This is a genomic window from Hypericibacter adhaerens, assembly GCF_008728835.1.
Taxonomy (GTDB): Bacteria; Pseudomonadota; Alphaproteobacteria; order Dongiales; family Dongiaceae; genus Hypericibacter; species Hypericibacter adhaerens.
Genome location: NZ_CP042582.1, coordinates 4,707,826 through 4,728,414 on the forward strand (window position 1 = coordinate 4,707,826; position 20,589 = coordinate 4,728,414).

Genomic DNA, 20,589 nt, shown 5'->3' on the forward strand with positions numbered 1-20,589 from the left:
CTCTCAATCATGGCCTCGGGCGCTTTCAGCGCGCCGTGCCGCCGACTTCGGGACCGGTCCGGCTCTTCCGGCCGCCTCGGGGTCCCGCCCACCACACGATATTGCCTGCAAGGTAGCAAATCCGGCCCCCGAACGCCAACGGCGCCACGGTCGCGGATCGAGGTAAAGGGCGCGTTAGCGAGGCTCAGCGACCGCGGCCGGCCTCGCCGAAGCTGGCCTCCCGCGCGCTCAAGGCTGCGACCGCCTGTCCCACCAGCTCGTCGATGATGACCCGGGTCGGCTGCTCCTCATTGACCATGCCGACGCTCTGGCCCGCCATGACCGACCCGTTCTCGACATCGCCCTCGATCACGGCCCGGCGCAGCGCGCCCGCCCAGAAATGCTCGATCTCGAGCTGCGCCGCCTTCTGGTCGAGCTCGCCGCGATCGACCCGGTCGATCACGTTGCGCTGGGCCTCGAGAAAGCGCTTGGTCGCGGCGTTGGCGAGGGCGCGAACCGGGATCACCGGGAAGCGCGGATCGAGCTGGACCGAGAGGACCGCGTCGCGCGCGGCCGCGCGGATGAAGGCCTGCTTGAACTTGGGATGCGCGATCGATTCCGTCGCGCAGACGAAGCGCGAGCCGAGCTGCACGCCCGCGGCGCCCATCTCCAGATAGCCCAGGATCGCCTCGCCGCGGCCGATGCCGCCGGCGACGAAGACCGGCACCTCGCGGATGGCCGGCAGGATCTCCTGCGCCAGCACCGAGGTCGAGACCGGACCGGTATGGCCGCCCGCTTCCATGCCCTCGATGATGATCGCGTCGGCGCCGCTCTTGACCAGCTTGCGCGCGATCACGAGCGCCGGCGCGAAGCACATGGCCTTGGCCCCGCCCTGGCGCACGCGCTGGATCGCGGCCCCCGGCGGGATGCCGCCGGCCAGCACCACGTGGCCGACCTTGTGATCGAGGCAGATCTCGATCAGCGCCATCAGCTCGGGATGCATGGTGATGACGTTGACGCCGAAGGGCCGGTCGGTCTTCTGCTTGGTCGCCGCGATCTCGGCGCTCAGGAGCGCCGGCGACATCGAGCCGGTCGCGATCACGCCGAAGCCGCCGGCATTGGAGATGGCCGAGACCAGGTTGCGCTCGGAGACCCAGGTCATGGCGCCGCCCATGATGGCATGCCCGCAGCCGAGGAATTCGCGGCCCCGGCTCCAGAGCCGGTCGAGATGCGCCCGGGCGACGGCCTCGTTCATGGTCGGATCAGGCCGCGTCGAGGCCGTAGGCGGTATGGAGCGCGCGCACAGCGAGCTCGGTATATTCCTCGGCCACCAGCACGCTCACCTTGATCTCGGAGGTCGAGATCACCTGGATGTTGATGCCCTTCTCGGCCAGCGCCTTGAACATGCGCTGCGCCACGCCGGCATGGCTGCGCATGCCGAGCCCGATGACCGAGACCTTCACCACGTTCGAATCGGCGTCCAGCGCATGGTAGCCCAGCGCCACGCGGCGATCCTCGAGCACCTTCTTGGTGCGCTCGAGATCGGCCTTGGTCACGGTGAAGGTGAGGTCCGTGAACTGCCCGCTCTCGGAGGTGTTCTGGACGATCATGTCCACGTTGATGTTGGCGTCCGCCAGCGGCCCGAAGATGGAGGCGGCCACGCCCGGGCGATCGGGCACGCGCATGAGCGTGACTTTCGCCTCGTCGCGGCTGTAGGCGACGCCGGTTACGACTTCCTGTTCCACGATTTCGTCCTCATCTACGACCAGCGTGCCGGGTTTGTCTTCGAAGCTGGAAAGCACCTGCAGCCGGACCCGGTGCTTCATCGCCATCTCGACGGAACGGATCTGCAGCACCTTGGCACCCTGCGAGGCGAATTCGAGCATCTCCTCGTAGGCGATCTTATCGAGCTTGCGCGCCTTCGCAACGATGCGGGGATCGGTCGTGTAGACCCCGTCCACGTCGGTGAAGATGTCGCAACGGTCGGCCTTGAGCGCGGCGGCCAGCGCCACCGCCGAGGTGTCGGAACCGCCACGGCCCAGAGTCGTCACGCGGTTGTCCGGACCCAGTCCCTGGAACCCCGCCACCACGGCGACCTGGCCTTGCGCGAAGCGGCGCTCGAGCTCCTCGGTGTCGATGCGCTCGATACGCGCCTTGCCATGCGCGTCGTCGGTATGGATCGGGATCTGCCAGCCGAGCCAGGAACGGGCCGAGATGCCGAGCTCCTGAAGCGCCAAGGCCGTCAGGCCGGTGGTCACCTGCTCGCCCGTCGCCACCACCACGTCATATTCGCGGGCGTCGTGAAGACGCGCGATCTCGCTGGTCCAGGCGACGAGCTGGTTGGTTACGCCCGACATGGCCGACACGACCACCGCAACCTCATGACCGGCATCGACCTCGCGCTTCACCCGGCGGGCGACGGACTTGATGCGTTCGACATCGGCCACCGAGGTGCCGCCGAACTTCATGACGATGCGCGATCGAGCCAACTGGGAATCCCCTCAGAACTGGACGCGGGCGGAAGGCGGAGGGTCCCGCCAGGCTTGCCGCAAGGGTTCGCCGGTTGCCGCGCGCGCGGCGCGTATCCATACTCATTTGCCCCCGCCGAGGCAAGGGAAAGCGGCCCCTTTCCAGCCCGGCCCAGGATCGCCTTTTCGGCTTGTTTTCCAAGGAGTTTGCGTCGAAGTGAGCCTGTCGCCCATGACCGACCCCGGCGAGTCCCACGGCCCCTCCGGCCCGACCGGAACGCAAGAACCGCCCGCCGTCGGTGCCAGCGTCGATCCCGCCGAGATCGCCAAGTTCGAGGCGATGGCCGAGGCCTGGTGGGATCCGGCCGGCAAGTTCCGGCCCCTGCACCGCCTCAACCCCATCCGCCTCGCCTATATCCGCGACCAGGCCTGCCGGCGTTTCGGCCGCGACCCCCAGGCGAGCGACCCGCTGCGGGGGCTCGACCTCCTCGATATCGGCTGCGGCGGCGGTCTCCTATCGGAGCCGGCCGCGCGCATGGGGGCACGGGTGGTCGGGCTCGATGCCTCGCACCGGAACATCGCCATCGCCAGCCTTCATGCCGAGCGCATGGGGCTCGCCATCGATTATCGCTGCCAGACCGCCGAGGCCCTGGCCGAAAGCGGCGAGCGCCGGTTCGACATCGTCCTCAACATGGAGGTGATCGAGCATGTGGCGGATACCGCGGGCTTCATGGCCGCCGCCCTTTCTCTCCTCAAGCCCGGCGGGCTGATGGTCGTCGCCACGCTCAACCGCACGGCCAAGAGCTACGCGCTGGCGATCCTGGGCGCCGAGTATCTGCTGCGCTGGCTGCCACGGGGGACCCACGACTGGAATCGATTCCTGCGCCCCTCGGAGCTGACCCGTCTGATCGAGCGGGCCGGCGGCCATGTCCTGGCGCTGGAGGGCGTGGCCTATAACCCGTTAACGGACCATTGGAGCTTGTCGCGCGATCTTGGGGTGAACTACATGGCGCTGGCCGAGCCGGCGGCCGGCTGACGCCGGCGGGATGCGGGCTGGCGGGACGGGCGCCCGCGCGAGGGGGATTGCTTGCAGGGTCAGAAGGGAGAAGCAGGGACGGCACGCGCGCCGATGGGCGTGATGGTGTTCGGCCTCGCGCGCAGCGGCACCACGCTGGTGTCGGACCTGCTGACCATCCCCGGGCGTTCGCTCGTCATCAGCGAGCCCGAGATCTTCAAGCAATGGAGCCGCAAGACCACCGCGCGCGTCCATCGTCTGGCGCGCATGGTCGGGCTCGATCTCGACGAGGAGCCGCCGCAGCCGCAGGACTATGGCGAGAGCTATCAGCGCTATTTCGAGGAGGTGCTGCGGCCGCAGCTCGACCGGCTCGAGCTGTGGGGCATCAAGAACGTCGATTTCAGCGGCTGGCGGCCGCTGCTCAAGACCTACCCGCCCCGCCGGCTGATCCTCTGCGTGCGCGACCTGCGCGACACCGTCATCTCCGGCATCGACCGCATCTGCCGCCTGGGCATCACCTTCCGCGGCACCGGCAGCGGCAAGCTGCGCGACGAGGCCTGGCTGCTCGCGGGGCTCGCCTTCAGCGTGCGCGAACTCATGGAGCTGCGCAAGCTGCCGCATCTCCTGGTCCGCTACGAGGACCTGGTCGCCGATCCCGGATTGCGGGAGCGCATCGCCGCCTATGTCGGCCTCGATCGGCTCCAGGAGGAACGGCTCAATCTCAAGGCCGCCGAGATGCAGCGCGCCTGGGAGGTCGAGAAGCATCAGGGGACCATCGGCACGGCTTCGGTCGGCCGTTTCGCCGCCGAGCCGCCCGGTCCCGTCCGGTCGCTGGCCGAGCGGCTCTGGCGCCTGCTGCCGGAATATTCCGAGGCCTTCGGCTATGAGCGGCCGCCCGCCGGCGAGAGCCCGCGCGACCATGATTTCGCGCTCGCGCCGCAGCCCGACCGGCCCGGCCTGAGCTATCTCGACACCGAGGAGTGGGATTGGCGGGGCCCGAAGCAGTTCGAGCCGAGCTTCGCCCAGCGCCGGGCCCGCATCGCGGTCGCCAAGGCCATTCCGGCGGCCATGCGCGTCCTCGACCTCTGTCCCGGCACGCCGGCGATCGCGAGCCTTCTTCCCGCCGGCTCGAGCCTGATCCATGGCGACAGCGTCGCCCGCGCGCCGCAGTTCCTGGTCTCGGCCCTGCATCAGGGCGTCCTGCCGCCCGCGGGCAAGGCGGAGCTGATCGTGATGCTGGGCCTCCTGGAGCATGTGGCCGACCCGGCCGCCCTGCTGGCCAATCTCGCCCGCACGCGGCTGCCGGTGGCCCTCAGCTATCACACAACCGACGACTGCGCCGGCGTCGACCGACGCCAGCTTGGCTGGGTCAGCCATCTGAGCCGCGCGGAGCTGGGGGCGGCTTTCGCGGCGGCCGGCTATCGCGTCGAGGCCCACTGGGCCTTCGACGGACGCCAGAGCCTGTTCCGCCTGGTGCCGCGCGGCGCGGGCCCGGCTCCCGCGAAGCGCCCGCCGGCCCGATGACCGAGCTTCAGGACACGGCCGGCGCGCCTGCCGGGATGGCCGTCGCCATCATGGGGCTGATGCGCACCGGATCGACGCTGGTCACCGACATGCTGAGCCAGCGCGGGCGGAGCCTGATTCTGAGCGAGCCGAACATCCTCGGCATGTGGAGCCCCAACACAGTCGAGCGCATCCACCAGCTCGCCCTCAATAACGGCCTCGATCCGGGAGCGGAGCTCCCAAGCCCGGAACGCTGGCCGCGCTACCAGAATTATTTCGAGACGGTGCTGCTGCCCCAGCTCGCGCGCCTGCCGCTCTGGGGCGTGAAATATGTCGACCTGATCGACTGGCGCGAGACCTTCGAGCGCTACCCGCCGCGCCGGTTGATCCTGACGGTGCGGGATCTGCGCGACGTGGTGATCTCGGCCATCGACCGCATCGGCCATCTGCGGCTCGCCTTCTATGGCCGCCGCCACATGCGCGACGAGGCCTGGGTGCTGGCCAACATCGCCTACAACGTGCATGAGCTGATGGCGCTGCGCCAGCGCCCGCATCTCTTGGCGCGCTACGAGGACGTGGTCGTCGACGAGGGCCTGCGCCAGCGCATCGTCGAATATGCCGGCCTGGAGAGCGCCGCCGGCACGCGCGAGAACCTGGCGGCGGGCGGCTTCTCGCGCCAGTGGGAGCTGAACAAGCATGGCGGTGCCGTTTCGACCCGGTCGGTCGGACGCTACGCGAGCGAGCCGCCGGGGCCGGTCAAGGCGCTCGCCGAGCGCGCCTGGCGGCTCCTGCCGGAATATTCCGAGGCCTTCGGCTTCGAGATGCCGCCGCCGGAAAGCTGGATCCGCGGCCACGCGTTCCAGCGCCGGCCCGGCGACGAGGCCAACCCGATCGATTATCCCAAGAGCGAAAGCGCGCTCTGGGCGGGGCCGACGGAGATCGAGCCCAGCTTCCAGCTTCGCCATGCGCGCCTCGCGCTCGCGGGCCGCCTGCCGGAGGGAGCCGTGGCGATCGATTTCGCCTGCGGCACGCCCGCGCTCTCGGTCATGCTGCCCAAGGGCCGGCGTCACATTCCGGTCGACATGGCCCCGCGCGGGCAGGGCTACCGCGTGGCCCCGCTCCATGAGGGCAAGTTTCCGAAGGTGCCCGGAGCGACGCTGCTGCTGGCCCTCCATGTGCTCGAGTTCCTCGACGCCGACCTCCCGCGCCTGCTGCGCCGGCTCCGGCTCTATGATCTGCCCGTCATCGCCACCTATCACGCCGCCGACGACACGGAAGGGATCGATCGCGTAGCCTTGGGCTGGGTCAATCATCTGAGCCGGAAGGCGCTGGTGGCGGCCTGCCGTCAGGCCGGCTTCTCGGTCAAGGCGCGCTGGCGGGCCGACGGGCCGCAAAGCTTCCTTCACCTCGAGCCGGTATCCCTGGGCGAGGCGCAGGCGCCGGGGCCGCCGCCATCGGCCCAGGCCGATTGACAGAACGGGGGCGGCTGTCGGAAGAGGTCAGGCCCCATGGCAGGGGCCACGAGTCGAGGCTGAAGGGGAATGGCCGAAAAGAAACGCAGCATGGGCGTCGCCGTGATGGGGCCGATGCGCAGCGGAACCACGCTCGTCGCCGACCTCCTGACCGTGCGCGGACGTTCGCTGGTCTTGAGCGAGCCCAACCTGCTCGGCGCCTGGCATCCGCTCCTGGCGGGCACGATCCATCGCCTCGTGACCGATTTCGGCATCGAAGCGCCCCCGCCGCCGACCGAGAAGCCGCCTTCCCGAATCTACAGTTATTTCGATCGCGCCATCCTGCCCGAGCTGCAGGGACTGGACTTCTGGGGCGTGAAATATGTCGACCTCTATGGCTGGCAGCAGCTGTTCCAGCGCTACCAGCCGCGCAAGCTCGTCCTCTGCGTGCGCGATCTGCGCGAGGTCGCTGTCTCCTCGATCGAGCTGGCCGAACGCATGAAGCTGGGATTTCCGGGCGGGGATCATATGCGCGACGAGGCCTGGATCCTCACGCGCCTAGCGCACAGCGTGCATGAGCTCCTGGCCCTGCGCCGCCTGCCGCATTTCGTCCTGCGCTACGAGGATCTGGTGGAGGATCCGAAGGTTCGGGAGCGGCTGGCCGACTATGTCGGTCTCGACGAGCTCGGCACGGAACGGCTCAACCTGACGATCGAGCGCGACAGCCGGCAATCCTGGGAATCGCGCAAGCATGGCGAAAGCATCACCAAGAAGGCGTTGGGCCGCTTCGAGCGCGAGCCGCCCGGACCGGTGCGGAACCTGGCGGAGCGGGTCTGGCGGCTGCTCGGCGAATATTCCGTCGCCTTCGATTACGAGGTGGCCGAGCCCAAGGCCCGGATCCAGGGCCACGATTTCTCCGCCCCCGCACGACCCGGCCGCAATCCCGTTCCCTACGAGAAGGGCGAGATCTGGAACTGGAAGGGCCCGCGCCAGTTCGAGCCCAGCTTCGCGCGCCGCCGCGCGCGCCACCTGGCCTCCTTCAACATCCCGGCCGGTGCCGTGGTGCTGGATCTGAGCGGCGGCCTCAGCAGCATGATCACCGAGCTGCCCAAGGGCTCGCGGCTGATCATGGCCGACGTGGTCGAGCGAACCCCGCAGACAAAGGCCGCCGACCTGCTGCAGGGCAAGCTGCCCCCCAAGGGATCCGCGACGGTCGTGCTGGCATTGGAGATCCTCGAGCAGGTCGAGCAGCCGGGGCGATTCCTCAAGGCCTTGCGCGGCTACAACCTGCCGGTCCTGCTCAGCTACCATGCGACCGACGACACCGCCGATCTCGACCGCGCGGCGCTGGGCTGGCGCAGCCATCTGAGCCGCGACCAGTTGCTGCGGGGCCTGGCCACGGTTGGCTTCAAGGTCACCGCGAGCTGGGCCTTCGACGGCCGCCAGAGCTTCCTGAAGCTGCGGCCGATCCCCGTGCCGGCGCGCAAGCCCCGCCTCGAAGCGGAGGACGCGGCATGAGCGCGGAGAAAGTCAGGTCGGTCAAGCTGCCCAACCGCGGCACGCCGATGGGCGTGGCGGTGATGGGGTTGATGCGCACCGGCACGACGCTGGTCAGCGATCTGCTGACGCGGCGCGGCCGCTCGCTGGTGGTGAGCGAGCCCAACCTGATGGGGCTGTGGGATGCGCCGCTGCAGCTCAAGCTGGGCCGGCTCTACCGCGAGTTCGGGCTCGAGCTGCCCGCCCTGCTCCCCAAGACCGGCGAGTACCGCACCAACATCGAATATTTCGACCAGGTCGTCCTGCCGGAGCTGAAGCCGCTCGAGCTCTGGGGGATCAAATGCGTCGATCTCTTCGGTTGGCAGCGCCTACTGCGGATCTACCCGCCGCAGAAGCTCGTGCTGTGCGTGCGCGACCTGCGCGCGGTGACGATCTCGGCGCTCGAGCTCGTCAACCGCATGGGGCTGGTCTTCACCGACACCAAGCGGATGCGCGACGAGGCCTGGATCTTCGCGCGCATCGCCTACACGGTGCAGGAACTGATGGCGCTGCGGGCCTTGCCGCATATGGTGCTGCGCTACGAGGATCTGGTGGCGGACCCCGCGGCCCGCGACCGGCTTGCGGCCTATTGCGGCCTCGACCGGCTGGGCGAGGAGCGGCTCAATCTCGCCATCGAGCGCGAGACCCGCTCAGGCTGGGAGCTCGCCAAGCACGGCAAGGAAATCACGCGGAAGGCGCTCGATCGCTATGAGGACGAGCCCGAAGGCCCGATGCGGAGCATGGCGGAGCGGATCTGGCGCATGTTCCCCGAATATTCGCTGGCCTTCGGCTATGACGTGCCGGCTCCCAAACTGCGCATCCGCCGCCACGATTTCTGCCTCGGCTCCGATCCCGGGATCAACCGGATCAAATTCCAGGACACCGAGGTCTGGAACTGGCGAGGGCCTAAGCAGCTCGAACCCGTCTTCGGCCGCCGCCGCGCCCGCATGATCGTGGCGGCCAACCTCAAGCCCGGCGCCGTGCTGCTCGATCTCGGCTGCGGCACCGCCGCGATGCGCAAGATGCTGTCCAAGGCCTCGAGCCATCTGCCCGCGGATGTCGCCGTCCGCGCGCCGCTCTTCGTCACGAGCGACATCTATCGCGGCGAGCTGCCGCCCGGCGGCGAGGCCACCCATGTCGCCGCCCTCGGCGTCCTCGAATATGTCGACGACCTCGAGGACTTCCTCAAAGGCCTGCGCGCCTACAACCTGCCCATCTTCGTCAGCTACTACGCGACCGACGATACCGGCGACGTCGATCGGGAGAGCCTGGGCTGGAAGAACGCGTACCGCCGGAACGAGCTGATGCGCATGTTCATCGCGGCCGGATTCCAGCCGGCGCCCAAATGGGCCTTCGACGGGCTGCAGAGCCTGTTCCGCCTGATCCCGCGCCAGAACCTCGCGCGCAAGCGGCCGCGCCCGCGCGCCAAGATCATCCTGCAGGGCGGCCCCCGGCCCGCCGCCGGCGGCAAGAAGCCGGCGCCGAAGGCGAAGGGAAAATCGAAGAAGGAATTCGAGCCGGCGTAAAGCTCGGAGAAGAGCTGATCCCCTCCCCCGCCTCGCGGGGGAGCGTGAGGGAGGGGGCTGCGCGCTATCGACATCGCGTCGTCCCCCTTCCTAACCTTCCCCCGCAAGGGGGGGGAAGGGACAAGCCAAGCGCTAACTGTCCTGCCGCGGGACCCAGGGCACGCGGGCGAACTCGATGCCTTCCTCGTCGAGCGCCTCGGCCTCTTCGGCCGTCGTCTCGCCATAGATGCCGCGCGCTTCGGTCTCGCCGTAATGGATCTTGCGCGCCTCTTCGGCGAATTGCGGGCCGACATAATCGCAATTGGCCTCGACCTGCTTGCGCAGCTCGCGCAGCAGCTGCACCGCCTTCATCTCGGGCGGGAGAACCGCGGGCACGCTCGCCGGTGCCACGGGCACAGTCGCGGCCTCGGGCTTCGCGTCCGCCTTGCGGGCGCCCTTGCCGATGCGAGGCGCCATCATCGCCTTCTCGATGCGCCGGCTGCCGCAGACCGGGCAAACGAGCTTGCCGGCCTTGGTCTGGGCGTCATAGCCCTTGCCGTCGCGAAACCACCCTTCGAAATGGTGGTCCTTGTCGCATTTGAGTTCGAACAGGATCATGGTCGTGTCGATCCAGGGGCCTGATACCTTGTCACGGTACCGTCAAATGGGTTGCCAAGACGCTACCGGCAACCCCGCCGCGCCGCAACCGATTGATTCCACGGGCCCGATTGCAGACCCCTCGGTTCCCGGGCCAGGATGAGGGCAGCCAGGAAGCGGGAGGCGGAACCGATGGTCCCAGGAGAAGCGCCGGCGCGCGCCGATCAGGTCTTGCGCGGCGGCAGCGTGATCGATGGCAGCGGCCAGGCCCGCTATCGGGCTGATGTCGCCATCGACAAGGGCCGCATCGCCGCGATCGGCGATCTGGGCCGAACCGTCGGCACGATCGAGAGGGATGTGACAGGCCTGATTGTCGCACCCGGCTTCATCGACGTTCACACGCATGATGACGGTCTTCTGCTGGTCGATCCCGCCATGTCGCCCAAGGCGAGCCAGGGCGTCACCAGCGTGGTGATCGGCAATTGCGGATTCAGCCTGGCGCCGCTCCTGCCGAAGGCCGTCCTGCCGCAGGAATTCCGCCTGCTGGGCGAGGACAGCATCTACCGCTACCCGACCATGGAGCGTTACTTCGCAGCCCTGGAGAAGACGCCGCCGGCCACGCATGTCGCGGCGCTCGTTGGGCACTCGACCCTGCGCATGGGGGCACTCCGCGATCTCGATCGCGCCGCGACACCGGCGGAATGCGCCGCGATGAGCCGCGCGCTCGACGAGTGCCTCGGCGCCGGCGCCATCGGCTTCTCGACCGGGCTCGAATACCCGACCAACACGGCCGCCAGCACGGAGGAGATCGTCGCCGTCGCCGAGCCGCTTGCGGCGCATGGCGGTCTCTACGTCACCCACACACGCGATTATGTCGACGATATCGACGGCGCGATGGAGGAAGCCTTCGAGATCGGCCGCCGCGCGAAGGCGCCGGTCGTGCTCTCGCATCACCAGGGCGACGGGAAGAAGAATCACGGCCACGCGGCGCGCACGCTGGCGCGCTACGATCGCGCCGCCCGGGCTCAGCCCGTGGGCCTCGACGTCTATCCTTACACGGCGGGCTCGACCACGATCATGCCGGAGTTCGTCGCCGAGGCCGAGCGCGTGCTCATCACCTGGTCCGACGCGATGCCGCAGGCGGCGGGGCGCGATCTCGACGACATCGCGCGCGAGCTGGAGCTCGACCGACAAGAGGCGGCGCAACGTCTGCTGCCGGGCGGTGCCATCTACTTCGTGCTCGACGAGGGCGATGTGCGCCGCATCCTGGCCCATCCCGACGCGATGATCGGATCGGACGGGCTGCCTTTCGGCCGCAAGGTGCATCCGCGCCTGTGGGGCACCTTCCCGCGCGTGCTGGGCCACTATGCGCGCGAGCAGGGCCTCTTCACGCTCGAAGAAGCGGTGCGCAAGATGACCAGCCTGTCGGCGGCGCGTTTCGGCCTCGAGGGCCGCGGCAGGATCACGCCGGGCTTCGCTGCCGATCTCGTGGTCTTCGATGCAGGCCGGATCATCGATCGTGCCACCTACGACGATCCGACGCGGCCGGCCGCCGGCATCGATTGTGTGCTGGTGGCGGGCGAAGCGGTGTGGGATGGAGGACGGCCCACCGGCGCCCGGCCCGGCCGCGTTCTGCGCCATGGCCGCGCCTGAAGCGGGGAACCCGGCTTCGCCCTGGGTGCAGCGTTTCGCGGCGCTGATTCCGCCGGGCCCGGTGCTCGATCTCGCCTGCGGCAAGGGCCGCCATAGCCGTTTCTTCCTGGCCGCGGGGCGAATGGTGACCGGCATCGACATTGACCTGTCGGGGGTGGCTGACCTTCTCCGCCATCCCCGGTTCGAGGCGATCGGGGCCGATCTCGAGACGGGCGCGCCCTGGCCTCTGGGCGAGCGGCGCTTTGCCGCGGTGATCGTCACCAACTATCTGCATCGGCCGCTGTTCGAGCCGATCCTGAGCGCCGTGATGGAGAACGGTCTTCTGATCTACGAGACCTTCGCCGCCGGCAACGAGCGGTTCGGCCGCCCGAAGAACCCCGCGTTTCTGCTGCGGCGAGGAGAGTTGCTGGAGGTCGTTCGCGGTCGGTTCCGCGTGCTCGCCTATGAGGATCTGGAGCAGCAGGAACCCTATCCGGCCTGTTTTCAACGGATTGCCGCCGTACATTCACGGGATTAGGCCCCTGCCATGGGCTATAGCGGCGGGCGAAAGCCTGCCTATAATCCCCGCCGGAACGCAGGCCCGAGGCCTCGAAAGAAAAACAGAGGAGACTCAAGACATGGCCATTCAACTCGGCGACGTCGCGCCGGATTTCACCCAGGAATCGACCGAAGGCACGATCAAGTTCCATGACTGGATCGGCGACAAATGGGCTGTGCTGTTCTCGCACCCCAAGGACTTCACCCCGGTCTGCACCACCGAACTGGGCGCCGTGGCGAAGCTGAAGCCGGAGTTCGAGAAGCGCAATGTGAAGGTGATCGGCCTCAGCGTCGATCCCGTCACCGACCACCGCAAATGGGCGCAGGACATCCAGGACACGCAGGGCGCCGCGCTCAATTTCCCGCTGATCGGCGACGCCGATCGCAAGGTGTCGAACCTCTACGGGATGATCCACCCGAATGCCAACGACACGCTGACCGTCCGCTCGGTCTTCATCATCGGACCCGACAAGAAGGTGAAGCTCAGCATCACCTATCCGGCCAGCACCGGGCGCAATTTCGACGAGATCCTGCGCGTGATCGATTCCCTCCAGCTCACCGCCAACCACAAGGTGGCCACGCCGGTGAACTGGCAGCAGGGCCAGGACTGCATCATCGTCCCCTCGCTCTCCGACGAGGATGCGAAGAAGCTGTTCCCCAAGGGCTGGAAGGCCCTCAAGCCCTATCTGCGCGTCACGCCACAGCCCAACCGCTGAGGCAATCCGGGCGCGAGCGCCCGGATCCAGGCATGAAAAACGGCGGCTGCCCTGACGGGCGCCGCCGTTTCCCTTTCGACAAAGGCGCGAGCTACTCGCCGGCCGCGCGCAAGGGGGCGACCGGACCAGGTCCGCTGAATTCGCGGTCGTGGCGGAGCGCCGGGATCATGCCGCGCGCCTCGTCCACCTTCGCGGGGTCGATCACCGCGGTGATCACCCCGGGCTCGGTGCCGCCATCGGCCAGCACCTCGCCCCAGGGCGAGACGATGAGCGAATGACCGAAGGTCTTGCGGCCTTCGGCATGCTCGCCGCATTGGGCGGGCGCGAAGACGAAGGCGCCGGTCTCGATCGCGCGGGCGCGCAGCAGCACGTGCCAATGCGCCTCGCCGGTGGGCCGCGTGAAGGCGGCCGGCACGGTGATGAAGCGCGCACCGCCCTTCGCCAGCGCACGATAAAGATAGGCGAAGCGCAGATCGTAGCAGATGGTCAGGCCCAGCCGGCCCCAGGGCAGATCGGCCACGACCGCCTCGCGGCCGGGCCTGAAGGTCTTGGATTCGCGATAGCTCTCGCCGGCCTTGAGGTCGACGTCGAACATGTGGATCTTGTCGTAGCGCGCCACGACCTGACCCTTCGGATCGAACAGGAAGGAACGGTTGGCGCAGCTCGTGGCGTCGAGCTTGATCGCGATCGAGCCCAGGAGCAGCCAGGCGCCGGTCTCGCGGGCGAGATCGGCGAAGGCCGGCAGCAGCGGATGCTCCGCCTCGGGTCTCGCCTTCTCCAGCAGCGCCGGCTTGTTCGGCTCCATCATGCCGGTGTTCTCCGGCGTGAGGATGAAATCGGCGCCTTGCGCCTTCGCCTGCCGCACCAGGTCGCTCGCCATGCGGATGTTCGGCTCGGCGTCGCGCGCCGCCGTCATCTGCACCAGCCCGACCTTGAAGCCCGCCGTCATCAGGCGGCGCTCACCAGCGGCATCAGCCCGCCCTTCCGGTCGAGCGCGTAGAGATCGTCGCAGCCGCCGACATGGTCCTCGCCGATGAAGATCTGCGGCACCGTGCGGCGACCATGGGAACGCTTCACCATTTCCTCGCGCCTGATGTGGTCGGCGCCAACATCGATCTCGGTGAAGGCGATGCCGCGATCCGCCAGCAGCTTCTTGGCACGATGGCAGTAGCCGCAGAACTGGGAGGTATAGATCTCGACCTTGCGCATGATCTCCTCGTCACGGGGGTGGGAACCGATACCGCGTTCAAGGGCGATTCCACAGCCCCAAAGCCTCGGTTATGAAGGTGGCATGGCCACCCTAATTTGTCATCAAGGCCCCGGCCCCGATCCCGGCGCACGCGAGATTTCCTAGGTCTTAGAATAAGTTCCGCTTGGCATGGCCGCTATGGCGCCGGCTCATACCGGCCTGACCACCCGCGCCAGGGTCAGGAGGTCGACCGCTTGCGCCCCGCCGGCCAGAAGGGCCCGGGCGCAGGCCCCGGCCGTGGCCCCGGTGGTGAGCACATCGTCGACCAGCAGCACGCGGCGGCCTCGAACGGCGTCCCGGTGGCGCGCCGCCACGGCAAAGGCGCCGGCCACATTCTCGCGGCGCTGGGTGGCACCCAGGCGGCCTTGCGACGGCGTCGCGCGCTTGCGGATCAGCAGATCGACGCAGAGCCGCTTCCCGCCGGCGCGTGCCGCATGGGTCGCGAGCAGAGCCGCCTGGTTGTAGCGGCGGCGAAACAGGCGCCACCGGTGGAGCGGGACCGGCGCCACGAGATCGGCATCCCGCAGCAGCTCGGCGCCGGCCTGGGCCAGCCAGCGGCCGAGAGCCGGCGCGGCGTCGGTGCGGTCGGCGTGCTTGAAGGCGATGATGAGCCCGCGGCTCGCATCGTCATAGCGCAAGGCGGCGCGGGCGCGGTCATAGACCGGCCGCTCGCGCAGGCAGGCGCCGCAGAGCGTCCCGTCGCCCTCCGTGTCCTGACCGTACTCGAACGGAAATCCGCAAGCGGCGCAGCAGGGCGGCCCCAGCACCGTCATGCGCGACCAGCAGTCGGCGCAAAGCGCGCCCGCCGTGCCCACCGTGGCGCCGCAGACGAGACAGCGTGGCGGCAGCAAGGCATCGAGCGCAAAACGCCCCAGCGCCGCGGCGCGTGTGGTCCAGGGAGCGGCTTCTACCATGGCGGGAAGCTTCGGATGGGAGCGCGCGGGTGTCAATTGCACCCTCTGTCCCCTCCCCCGTTCAGGGGGAGGGTTAGGGAGGGGGATGACGCGATAGAAGATACAAATCGAGATTCATGCGCCCCCGGCTTCCTCGACCGAGTCATCCCCCTCCCTGCCCTCCCCCAAAGATGGGGGAGGGGACAAGTAATGCAAACCTTCCCGCCCCCGCACATCCGCGCCATAGTCCCCGCATCATGGACCCCACCCTCGCCCCTTTCGACCGTCGCCGCCTGCGCCGGCATCGCGACCGCGCGGCGGCGGATCTCGCGGCGCACGATTTCCTGTTCCAGGACGTGGCGGGGCGGCTGGCGGAGCGGCTGGCGGATTTCTCGCGCCGGTTCGAGCGGGCGCTCGATCTCGGCTGTCATGGCGGCGAGCTCGGCGACGCGCTGCGCGCCACCGGCAAGATCGACCGGCTGGTGCAATGCGACCTCTCGCCGGCGATGGTCCGGCGGGCCATGCGCGCGGATGCGCCGGTCCTGGTCGCCGACGAGGAGGCGCTGCCCTTTGCGCCCGAGCGGTTCGATCTGGTGACGAGCAACCTTGCGCTTCATTGGGTCAACGACCTGCCCGGCTCGCTCCTGCAGATCCGCCACAGCCTGAAGCCCGACGGGCTCTTCCTCGCCGCACTGTTCGGTGCCGGAACCCTGGTCGAGCTGCGCGACGCGCTGGCGGAGGCCGAATCAGAGACCGAGGGTGGGGCGCGGCCCCATGTGGCGCCGCTGCCCGAGCTGCGCGACGCGGCGGGCCTGCTGCAGCGGGCAGGCTTTGCGCTGCCGGTCGCGGATCACGAATTCATCCGCGTGACCTATGCCGATCCGTTCCGCCTGCTGGCGGACCTGCGCGGCATGGGCGAAACGTCGGTGCTGGTTTCGGGCGGGACGCTGACGCGCCGCAGCCTTGCCCGCGCGGCCGAGATCTATGCCGAGCGCCATGCCGGTGAGGACGGAAGAATCCCGGCGAGCTTCCGCATCCTCTTCCTCGCCGGCTGGGCGCCGCATGAATCACAGCAGAAGGCATTGAGGCCCGGCAGCGCGACGTCGCGCATCGCCGACGCACTCGGAACTCAGGAACGCCCCTTGAAGAGCAGTGGCGAGGACTGACCGAGCGCATCCTCGCGGTCGCCGCCGCGGCCGGTCTCGTTGGCGGGCTCGGAGAGGCCGTAGGAGCGGCGCACGATATAGAGCGGCCGTGCCTTCACCTCCTCGAAGATGCGGCCGATATAGCTGCCGAGCACGCCCAGCGACAGAAGCTGCATGCCGCCGAGGAAGGTGATCGAGACCACGATCGTCTCGAAGCCCGGCACGTCGATGCCCCAGAAGATCGCGCGGATCACGCGCCAGGCGCCATAAAGCAGGCTCAGCCCCGCGACCGCGGCGCCGATCCAGCTCCAGATCCGCAAGGGCAGGGTCGAGAAGGCGCTGAGCCCGTCCATGGCGAAAGACAGGAGGCGCGAGAGGCACCAGCGGCTCCGGCCCTCCATGCGCGCGTCCTCGCGGTATTTCAGGCCGGTCTGGCGGAACCCGACCCAACTGTAGATGCCCTTGAGGAAGCGCGTGCGCTCCGGCATCTGCCGGATCGCGGCCACCACATGACGATCCATCAGGCGGAAATCGCCGGCCTCGGGCGGCAGCTTGGTGCGCGACGCGAGCGCGAAGAGTCCATAGAAGAGGTTGCGCAGCAGCCGATGCAGGCCGCGCACGTCGCGCGCCTCGCGCACCATGTAGACGACGTCGTTGCCCTGGCGCCAGGCCTCGAGCATCGCGCCCATCATCTCGGGCGGGTGCTGGCCGTCGCCATCCATCGCGATCACCACATCCGCATCGGCATGATCGAGCCCGGCGGTGAGCGCATATTCCTTGCCGAAATTGCGCGAGAGGTCGATCACCGCGATGCGCGGCTCGACGCGACGCGCCTGCAGCAGCGCCTTCAGCGTGTCGTCGCGGCTGCCGTCATTGACGCAGATGACGCGCCAGTCGATCTTGCCCGGGCCGCTCCGCTCGATCGCCTCCAAGGCCCGGCGCAGCCGGTCGAGGAAGGCGGCCGCGCCCAGCCCCTCGTTGAAGAAGGGCACGACGACGGCCAGATTGACGGGGACGGTTGTGCTGCTGCTCATGGAGCTCTGTTCGCGAGTTCTCGCGATGGATCGGAACATTATAATGCGAGGCTCGGGTCGCAAGACGCCCGGCGTCATGAAATGACCGTCACCAAGCGCTGCCGATGATGGAGGGCTTGCAAGTCTGCGCCGACGATTACGGTCTGGCGCCCGGCGTCGATCGCGCCATCCGCGGCCTCGTCGCCGACCGGCGCCTCGAAGCGACCAGCGTCATGACCTTGTTCGACGATCTGGAAGCGGAGGTCGCTGCACTCGCGGCGATCCCAGGACCCTGCCGGATCGGGCTGCATTTCACGCTGACCGATCACCCGCCCCTGGGACCGATGAAGAAAACTTCATCCGGTGGCCGGCTGCCGCCGCTGCGCCGCCTGATGACGCTCGCCTATGCGCGCCGGCTCGACCGCGAGGAGATCGCCGCGGAGCTGGAACGGCAGTTCGACCGGCTGGTGAATGCGCTGGGGCGCAAGCCCGATTTCATCGATGGCCACCAGCATGTGCAGGCGCTGCCGATCGTGCGCGATGCCGTCCTCGATCTTGCCCGTCGCCGCGGCGTGACGCTGCGCATGATCCGGCTGCCGCCCGGGGCCGCCGGTGCCATCCTGCCGGCGCGCGTGAAGAGCCGTCTGCTGGACCGGATGGGAAAACCGCTCGCGGATGCGGCCGGCGACCGCGCCCTCAATCGCGGCTTCCTCGGCGTGCGCAGCTTCCACGAGACCGAGCCCTACCGCGCGCTCTTCCGGCGCTGGCTGGCCGTGGCGACACAAGGCAGCTTGATCATGTGCCATCCGGGCGAGCCCGACGCGACGCTCATGGCGCGCGATCCCGTGACGAGCGCACGCGCCGATGAATTCGCCTATCTGTCGGGACCGGATTATCCTGCCGACCGTGCCGCCTGGGCGGCCATGCACGTGGCCTAGAGCAGATCCTGCAGCACCGGGATCAGCGGCAGGTCGGCCGGCGGCATCGGGTACTCGGCGAGCTTCTGCGGCCGGACCCAGGCCAGCGTCTGCCCCTCATGGGGCTGCGGCGTGCCCTTCCAGACGCGGCAGACATAGAGCGGCATCAGCAGGTGGAACTTCTCGTAGCGATGCGAGGCGAAGGCGATCGGCGCGAGGCAGCTCTCGCCCGTGTCGATGCCGAGCTCCTCCTTGAGCTCGCGCACCAGCGCCTGCTCCGGGCTCTCGCCCGGATGCAGCTTGCCGCCGGGGAACTCCCACAAGCCCGCCATCGATTTGCCCGGCGGGCGCTGCGCCAGCAGCACGCGGCCATCGACGTCGACCAGCGCCACCGCGACGACGAGGAGAATGGGCGGTGCCGTCTCGGCGCGGTTCTTCTCCCAGGCCGCCCGGTCCAGCACGCGGCGCTCGACCTTGTGCCGGCCGCCGCGCGCCGGCGCATCGTTCTCCGCCATGCCGGTGAAGACCATGCCGGCTTTCTCCTGCACGCGGATCGAGGCGCGGTTCTCCGGCACGGCGAAGGCCACGATCGAGGCGAGACCGAGCTTCAGGAATCCGTGTTCGGCCACGGCGCGCAGCGCCTCGCTGCCATAGCCCCGCCCCCAGAACGGCTTGCCGATCCAGAAACCGACCTCGGCCTCGCCGGGGGCCATGGCCTCGAGCCGCATCACGCCGAGGGGCTCGCCATCCTCCCGCCGCAGGATGGCGAAGGTCGGTCCATCCTTGGCATCGAGGCCGCAGATGAAATCGACGGCGCCGCCCTCGGGATAGGGATGCGGGATGCGCGCGGTGTGGCGCGCCACCTCCCAGTCGCTCACATGGCGCTCGATCCAGGGCGCGTCGGCGAGCGTGACCTCGCGCAGGATCAGGTGCTGCGTCTCGAGGCGCGGCGCGGCGCAGCCGCTGTCGGGCTCAGCTCCGATAGTCGCCATTGATCGCGATATAGCCGTGGGTCAGGTCGCAGCTCCAGACCCGGGCCTTGCCCCGGCCGAGGCCCAGATCGACCGCGATCGACACTTCGCGGCCTTTCATATGGGCCGCGACCGGCGCCTCGTCATAGCCGACGACACGCTGGCCCTTGGCCGCGACCGTGACGCCGCCGATCGCGATCTTGAGCTTGTCGCGCTCCGCCCGCTCGCCCGCCTTGCCGACCGCCATGACGATGCGGCCCCAATTGGCGTCGGCGCCCGCGACCGCCGTCTTCACCAGCGGCGAGTTGCCGATGGCGAGGGCCACGCGGTGGGCGGATTTGTCGGAGACGGCGCCGGTCACGTCGATGGTCATCAGCCGCGTCGCGCCCTCGCCGTCGCGCGCCACCTGAACCGCGAGGTCGATCAGCAGGTCGTCGAGCGCCGCGCGGAAAGCTTTGAGCGCGGGATCGGCCGCGGTGCGGACCGGCTTGTGCTTCGCCTGGCCGGTCGCGACCAGCAGCAGCGTGTCGCTGGTCGAGGTGTCGCCGTCCACGGTGACGCAATTGAAGGAGCGCGCATTGCCGTCGCTCAAGAGCTTCTGCAGAGCGGGCGCGGGGATCTTCGCGTCGGTCGCGACGAAGGCCAGCATGGTCGCCATGTCCGGCGCGATCATGCCGGAGCCCTTGGCGATGCCGTTGATCGTGACCGTCACGCCGCCGATCTTCGCCTGGCGCGTCGCGAGCTTCGGGAAGGTGTCGGTGGTCATGATCGCCGCCGCCGCGTCGGCCCAATGATCCTCGGCCAGATCGCGATGCAGGCCCGGCAGCCCCGCCACCAGCTTCTCGGCCGGCAACGGCTCGCCGATCACGCCGGTCGAGGCCAGGAACACCTCGCCCAGCTTGCAGCCGAACGTCGCGGCGACCGCCTTGGCCGAGGCATCGCAGGCGGCCTTGCCGAGCTTGCCGGTGAAGGCGTTGGCATTGCCGGAATTGACCAGGATCGCGCGTGCCGTCTTGCCTTTGAGATGCTTGCGGCAGAGATCGACGGGGGCGCTCGGCGCCAGCGAGCGGGTGAAGACGCCGGCCACAGTCGAGCCCGGGGCGAATTCGAGCAGGGTCGCGTCGCGGCGGCCCTTATATCGGATCTCGCAGGCAGCGGCCGCCAGCCTGACGCCGGCGATCGGCGGAAGGGTCGGGGTCTGGGCAGGCGCGAGCGGCGAGCGTTCCGGCATGGGTCCCTCGGGTCCTTCGGCGGGCCCCCAAGGCCCGATCCCGGCACCTCAAGGAACCCCGGTGTGAAAATCCCCGCCCCGGCGACCGGCCGGAGCGGGGATCAGGTGATAGCAAACTTTGGCAGGCGGTGGGCAGACTTGTTGCGCTGCTTCCGCAATGACCGACGCGTTCCCAGGCCCGCGCGTCTGCCCCTCACCGTCACCCCCGCG

General features: G+C 68.9%; 19 protein-coding genes and 1 pseudogene. 10 read left to right on the top strand and 10 right to left on the bottom strand.

What is annotated here, in order from left to right:
* Positions 1-184: 184 nt before the first annotated feature.
* Both FRZ61_RS21055 and FRZ61_RS21060 read right to left on the bottom strand, forming a co-directional pair.
* Positions 185-1,234: an NAD(P)H-dependent flavin oxidoreductase gene (locus FRZ61_RS21055; protein WP_151119578.1), complete on the bottom strand. Its 1,050-nt coding sequence runs from the start codon at positions 1,232-1,234 to the stop codon at positions 185-187.
* Between the two features lie 7 nt (positions 1,235-1,241).
* Positions 1,242-2,447 carry an aspartate kinase gene (locus tag FRZ61_RS21060; RefSeq protein ID WP_151120927.1) on the bottom strand — a complete coding sequence of 402 codons (1,206 nt, stop codon included), beginning with the start codon at positions 2,445-2,447 and terminating at the stop codon, positions 1,242-1,244.
* Positions 2,448-2,664: 217 nt separating this feature from the next.
* Here FRZ61_RS21060 and ubiG point away from each other — a divergent pair, with 217 nt between their 5' ends.
* From ubiG to FRZ61_RS21085, 5 genes are all read left to right on the top strand, one after another.
* Positions 2,665-3,483, top strand: a complete 819-nt coding sequence (gene ubiG / locus FRZ61_RS21065) for a bifunctional 2-polyprenyl-6-hydroxyphenol methylase/3-demethylubiquinol 3-O-methyltransferase UbiG (protein ID WP_225308931.1) — start codon at positions 2,665-2,667, stop codon at positions 3,481-3,483.
* 51 nt (positions 3,484-3,534) lie between these two features.
* The gene (locus tag FRZ61_RS21070) at positions 3,535-4,986 is read left to right on the top strand and encodes a sulfotransferase (RefSeq protein ID WP_151119579.1); all 1,452 of its coding nucleotides are present in this window, start codon (positions 3,535-3,537) and stop codon (positions 4,984-4,986) included.
* Entirely contained in the window at positions 4,983-6,437 is a 1,455-nt protein-coding gene (locus FRZ61_RS21075; protein ID WP_151119580.1) for a sulfotransferase, read from the top strand. The genes FRZ61_RS21070 and FRZ61_RS21075 overlap by 4 nt, the downstream gene beginning before the upstream one ends.
* 69 nt (positions 6,438-6,506) lie before the next feature.
* A complete protein-coding gene (locus tag FRZ61_RS21080; protein WP_151119581.1) occupies positions 6,507-7,934 on the top strand; it encodes a sulfotransferase domain-containing protein in 1,428 nt (475 codons plus the stop codon).
* A complete protein-coding gene (locus FRZ61_RS21085; protein ID WP_151119582.1) occupies positions 7,931-9,478 on the top strand; it encodes a sulfotransferase in 1,548 nt (515 codons plus the stop codon). The genes FRZ61_RS21080 and FRZ61_RS21085 overlap by 4 nt, the downstream gene beginning before the upstream one ends.
* A 132-nt stretch (positions 9,479-9,610) precedes the next feature.
* Here the strand turns inward: FRZ61_RS21085 and FRZ61_RS21090 are convergent, their stop codons facing one another.
* Entirely contained in the window at positions 9,611-10,075 is a 465-nt protein-coding gene (locus tag FRZ61_RS21090; RefSeq protein WP_151119583.1) for a DUF1178 family protein, read from the bottom strand.
* 171 nt (positions 10,076-10,246) lie between these two features.
* Here FRZ61_RS21090 and FRZ61_RS21095 point away from each other — a divergent pair, with 171 nt between their 5' ends.
* The 3 genes from FRZ61_RS21095 to FRZ61_RS21105 all read left to right on the top strand — a co-directional run bounded on the left by FRZ61_RS21095 (position 10,247) and on the right by FRZ61_RS21105 (position 12,960).
* Complete coding sequence (locus tag FRZ61_RS21095) at positions 10,247-11,707, top strand: N-acyl-D-amino-acid deacylase family protein (RefSeq protein ID WP_151119584.1); 1,461 nt, start codon at positions 10,247-10,249, stop codon at positions 11,705-11,707.
* Positions 11,694-12,224, top strand: coding sequence for a class I SAM-dependent methyltransferase (locus FRZ61_RS21100; protein WP_151119585.1), 531 nt, complete (start codon positions 11,694-11,696; stop codon positions 12,222-12,224). Before FRZ61_RS21095 ends, FRZ61_RS21100 begins: the two co-directional genes overlap by 14 nt.
* Before the next feature lie 100 nt (positions 12,225-12,324).
* Entirely contained in the window at positions 12,325-12,960 is a 636-nt protein-coding gene (locus FRZ61_RS21105) for a peroxiredoxin (RefSeq protein ID WP_151119586.1), read from the top strand.
* A gap of 91 nt (positions 12,961-13,051) precedes the next feature.
* Here the strand turns inward: FRZ61_RS21105 and FRZ61_RS21110 are convergent, their stop codons facing one another.
* The 3 genes from FRZ61_RS21110 to FRZ61_RS21120 form a co-directional block, all read right to left on the bottom strand.
* Positions 13,052-13,909, bottom strand: a complete 858-nt coding sequence (locus tag FRZ61_RS21110) for a carbon-nitrogen hydrolase family protein (protein WP_151119587.1) — start codon at positions 13,907-13,909, stop codon at positions 13,052-13,054.
* Positions 13,909-14,169: a glutaredoxin 3 gene (grxC, locus tag FRZ61_RS21115; RefSeq protein WP_151119588.1), complete on the bottom strand. Its 261-nt coding sequence runs from the start codon at positions 14,167-14,169 to the stop codon at positions 13,909-13,911. Before grxC ends, FRZ61_RS21110 begins: the two co-directional genes overlap by 1 nt.
* Positions 14,170-14,358: 189 nt before the next feature.
* Positions 14,359-15,123 (bottom strand): ComF family protein, encoded by a 765-nt coding sequence (locus tag FRZ61_RS21120; RefSeq protein WP_151119589.1) that lies wholly within the window; start codon positions 15,121-15,123, stop codon positions 14,359-14,361.
* Positions 15,124-15,359: 236 nt separating this feature from the next.
* On the opposite strand from FRZ61_RS21120, the gene FRZ61_RS21125 reads away from it, so the two are divergent.
* Positions 15,360-16,268 (top strand): methyltransferase domain-containing protein, encoded by a 909-nt coding sequence (locus tag FRZ61_RS21125; RefSeq protein WP_151119590.1) that lies wholly within the window; start codon positions 15,360-15,362, stop codon positions 16,266-16,268.
* On the opposite strand, the gene FRZ61_RS21130 is transcribed toward FRZ61_RS21125, so the two are convergent.
* A complete protein-coding gene (locus FRZ61_RS21130; RefSeq protein WP_151119591.1) occupies positions 16,232-17,281 on the bottom strand; it encodes a glycosyltransferase family 2 protein in 1,050 nt (349 codons plus the stop codon). The two genes, FRZ61_RS21125 and FRZ61_RS21130, sit on opposite strands and share 37 nt — an antisense overlap.
* Positions 17,282-17,385: 104 nt before the next feature.
* Here FRZ61_RS21130 and FRZ61_RS21135 point away from each other — a divergent pair, with 104 nt between their 5' ends.
* The gene (locus FRZ61_RS21135; protein ID WP_151119592.1) at positions 17,386-18,198 is read left to right on the top strand and encodes a ChbG/HpnK family deacetylase; all 813 of its coding nucleotides are present in this window, start codon (positions 17,386-17,388) and stop codon (positions 18,196-18,198) included.
* On the opposite strand, the gene FRZ61_RS27005 is transcribed toward FRZ61_RS21135, so the two are convergent.
* From FRZ61_RS27005 to argJ, 3 genes and pseudogenes are all read right to left on the bottom strand, one after another.
* Positions 18,195-18,638 (bottom strand): (deoxy)nucleoside triphosphate pyrophosphohydrolase, encoded by a 444-nt coding sequence (locus FRZ61_RS27005; RefSeq protein WP_456077641.1) that lies wholly within the window; start codon positions 18,636-18,638, stop codon positions 18,195-18,197. The genes FRZ61_RS21135 and FRZ61_RS27005 overlap by 4 nt on opposite strands.
* Positions 18,639-18,761: 123 nt before the next feature.
* A pseudogene (locus FRZ61_RS27010) lies at positions 18,762-19,169 on the bottom strand (GNAT family N-acetyltransferase); the annotation flags it as partial.
* Positions 19,150-20,379: a bifunctional glutamate N-acetyltransferase/amino-acid acetyltransferase ArgJ gene (argJ, locus tag FRZ61_RS21145; protein ID WP_151119594.1), complete on the bottom strand. Its 1,230-nt coding sequence runs from the start codon at positions 20,377-20,379 to the stop codon at positions 19,150-19,152. The gene argJ and the pseudogene FRZ61_RS27010, both read right to left, overlap by 20 nt.
* Positions 20,380-20,589 lie beyond the last annotated feature (210 nt).

Excerpts from the sequence above, each read along its gene's own strand:
- FRZ61_RS21100 (WP_151119585.1), top strand. The coding sequence starts at position 11,694 with ATGGCCGCGCCTGAAGCGGGGAACCCGGCTTCGCCCTGGGTGCAGCGT.
- FRZ61_RS21085 (WP_151119582.1), top strand. The coding sequence starts at position 7,931 with ATGAGCGCGGAGAAAGTCAGGTCGGTCAAGCTGCCCAACCGCGGCACG.
- FRZ61_RS21135 (WP_151119592.1), top strand. The coding sequence starts at position 17,386 with ATGATGGAGGGCTTGCAAGTCTGCGCCGACGATTACGGTCTGGCGCCC.
- FRZ61_RS21055 (WP_151119578.1), bottom strand. The coding sequence starts at position 1,234 with ATGAACGAGGCCGTCGCCCGGGCGCATCTCGACCGGCTCTGGAGCCGG.
- FRZ61_RS21130 (WP_151119591.1), bottom strand. The coding sequence starts at position 17,281 with ATGAGCAGCAGCACAACCGTCCCCGTCAATCTGGCCGTCGTCGTGCCC.
- FRZ61_RS21060 (WP_151120927.1), bottom strand. The coding sequence starts at position 2,447 with ATGAAGTTCGGCGGCACCTCGGTGGCCGATGTCGAACGCATCAAGTCC.
- FRZ61_RS21125 (WP_151119590.1), top strand. The coding sequence starts at position 15,360 with ATGGACCCCACCCTCGCCCCTTTCGACCGTCGCCGCCTGCGCCGGCAT.
- argJ (WP_151119594.1), bottom strand. The coding sequence starts at position 20,379 with ATGCCGGAACGCTCGCCGCTCGCGCCTGCCCAGACCCCGACCCTTCCG.
- FRZ61_RS21110 (WP_151119587.1), bottom strand. The coding sequence starts at position 13,909 with ATGACGGCGGGCTTCAAGGTCGGGCTGGTGCAGATGACGGCGGCGCGC.
- FRZ61_RS21080 (WP_151119581.1), top strand. The coding sequence starts at position 6,507 with ATGGCCGAAAAGAAACGCAGCATGGGCGTCGCCGTGATGGGGCCGATG.
- grxC (WP_151119588.1), bottom strand. The coding sequence starts at position 14,169 with ATGCGCAAGGTCGAGATCTATACCTCCCAGTTCTGCGGCTACTGCCAT.
- FRZ61_RS21120 (WP_151119589.1), bottom strand. The coding sequence starts at position 15,123 with ATGGTAGAAGCCGCTCCCTGGACCACACGCGCCGCGGCGCTGGGGCGT.
- FRZ61_RS21075 (WP_151119580.1), top strand. The coding sequence starts at position 4,983 with ATGACCGAGCTTCAGGACACGGCCGGCGCGCCTGCCGGGATGGCCGTC.
- FRZ61_RS21095 (WP_151119584.1), top strand. The coding sequence starts at position 10,247 with ATGGTCCCAGGAGAAGCGCCGGCGCGCGCCGATCAGGTCTTGCGCGGC.
- FRZ61_RS21090 (WP_151119583.1), bottom strand. The coding sequence starts at position 10,075 with ATGATCCTGTTCGAACTCAAATGCGACAAGGACCACCATTTCGAAGGG.
- FRZ61_RS21105 (WP_151119586.1), top strand. The coding sequence starts at position 12,325 with ATGGCCATTCAACTCGGCGACGTCGCGCCGGATTTCACCCAGGAATCG.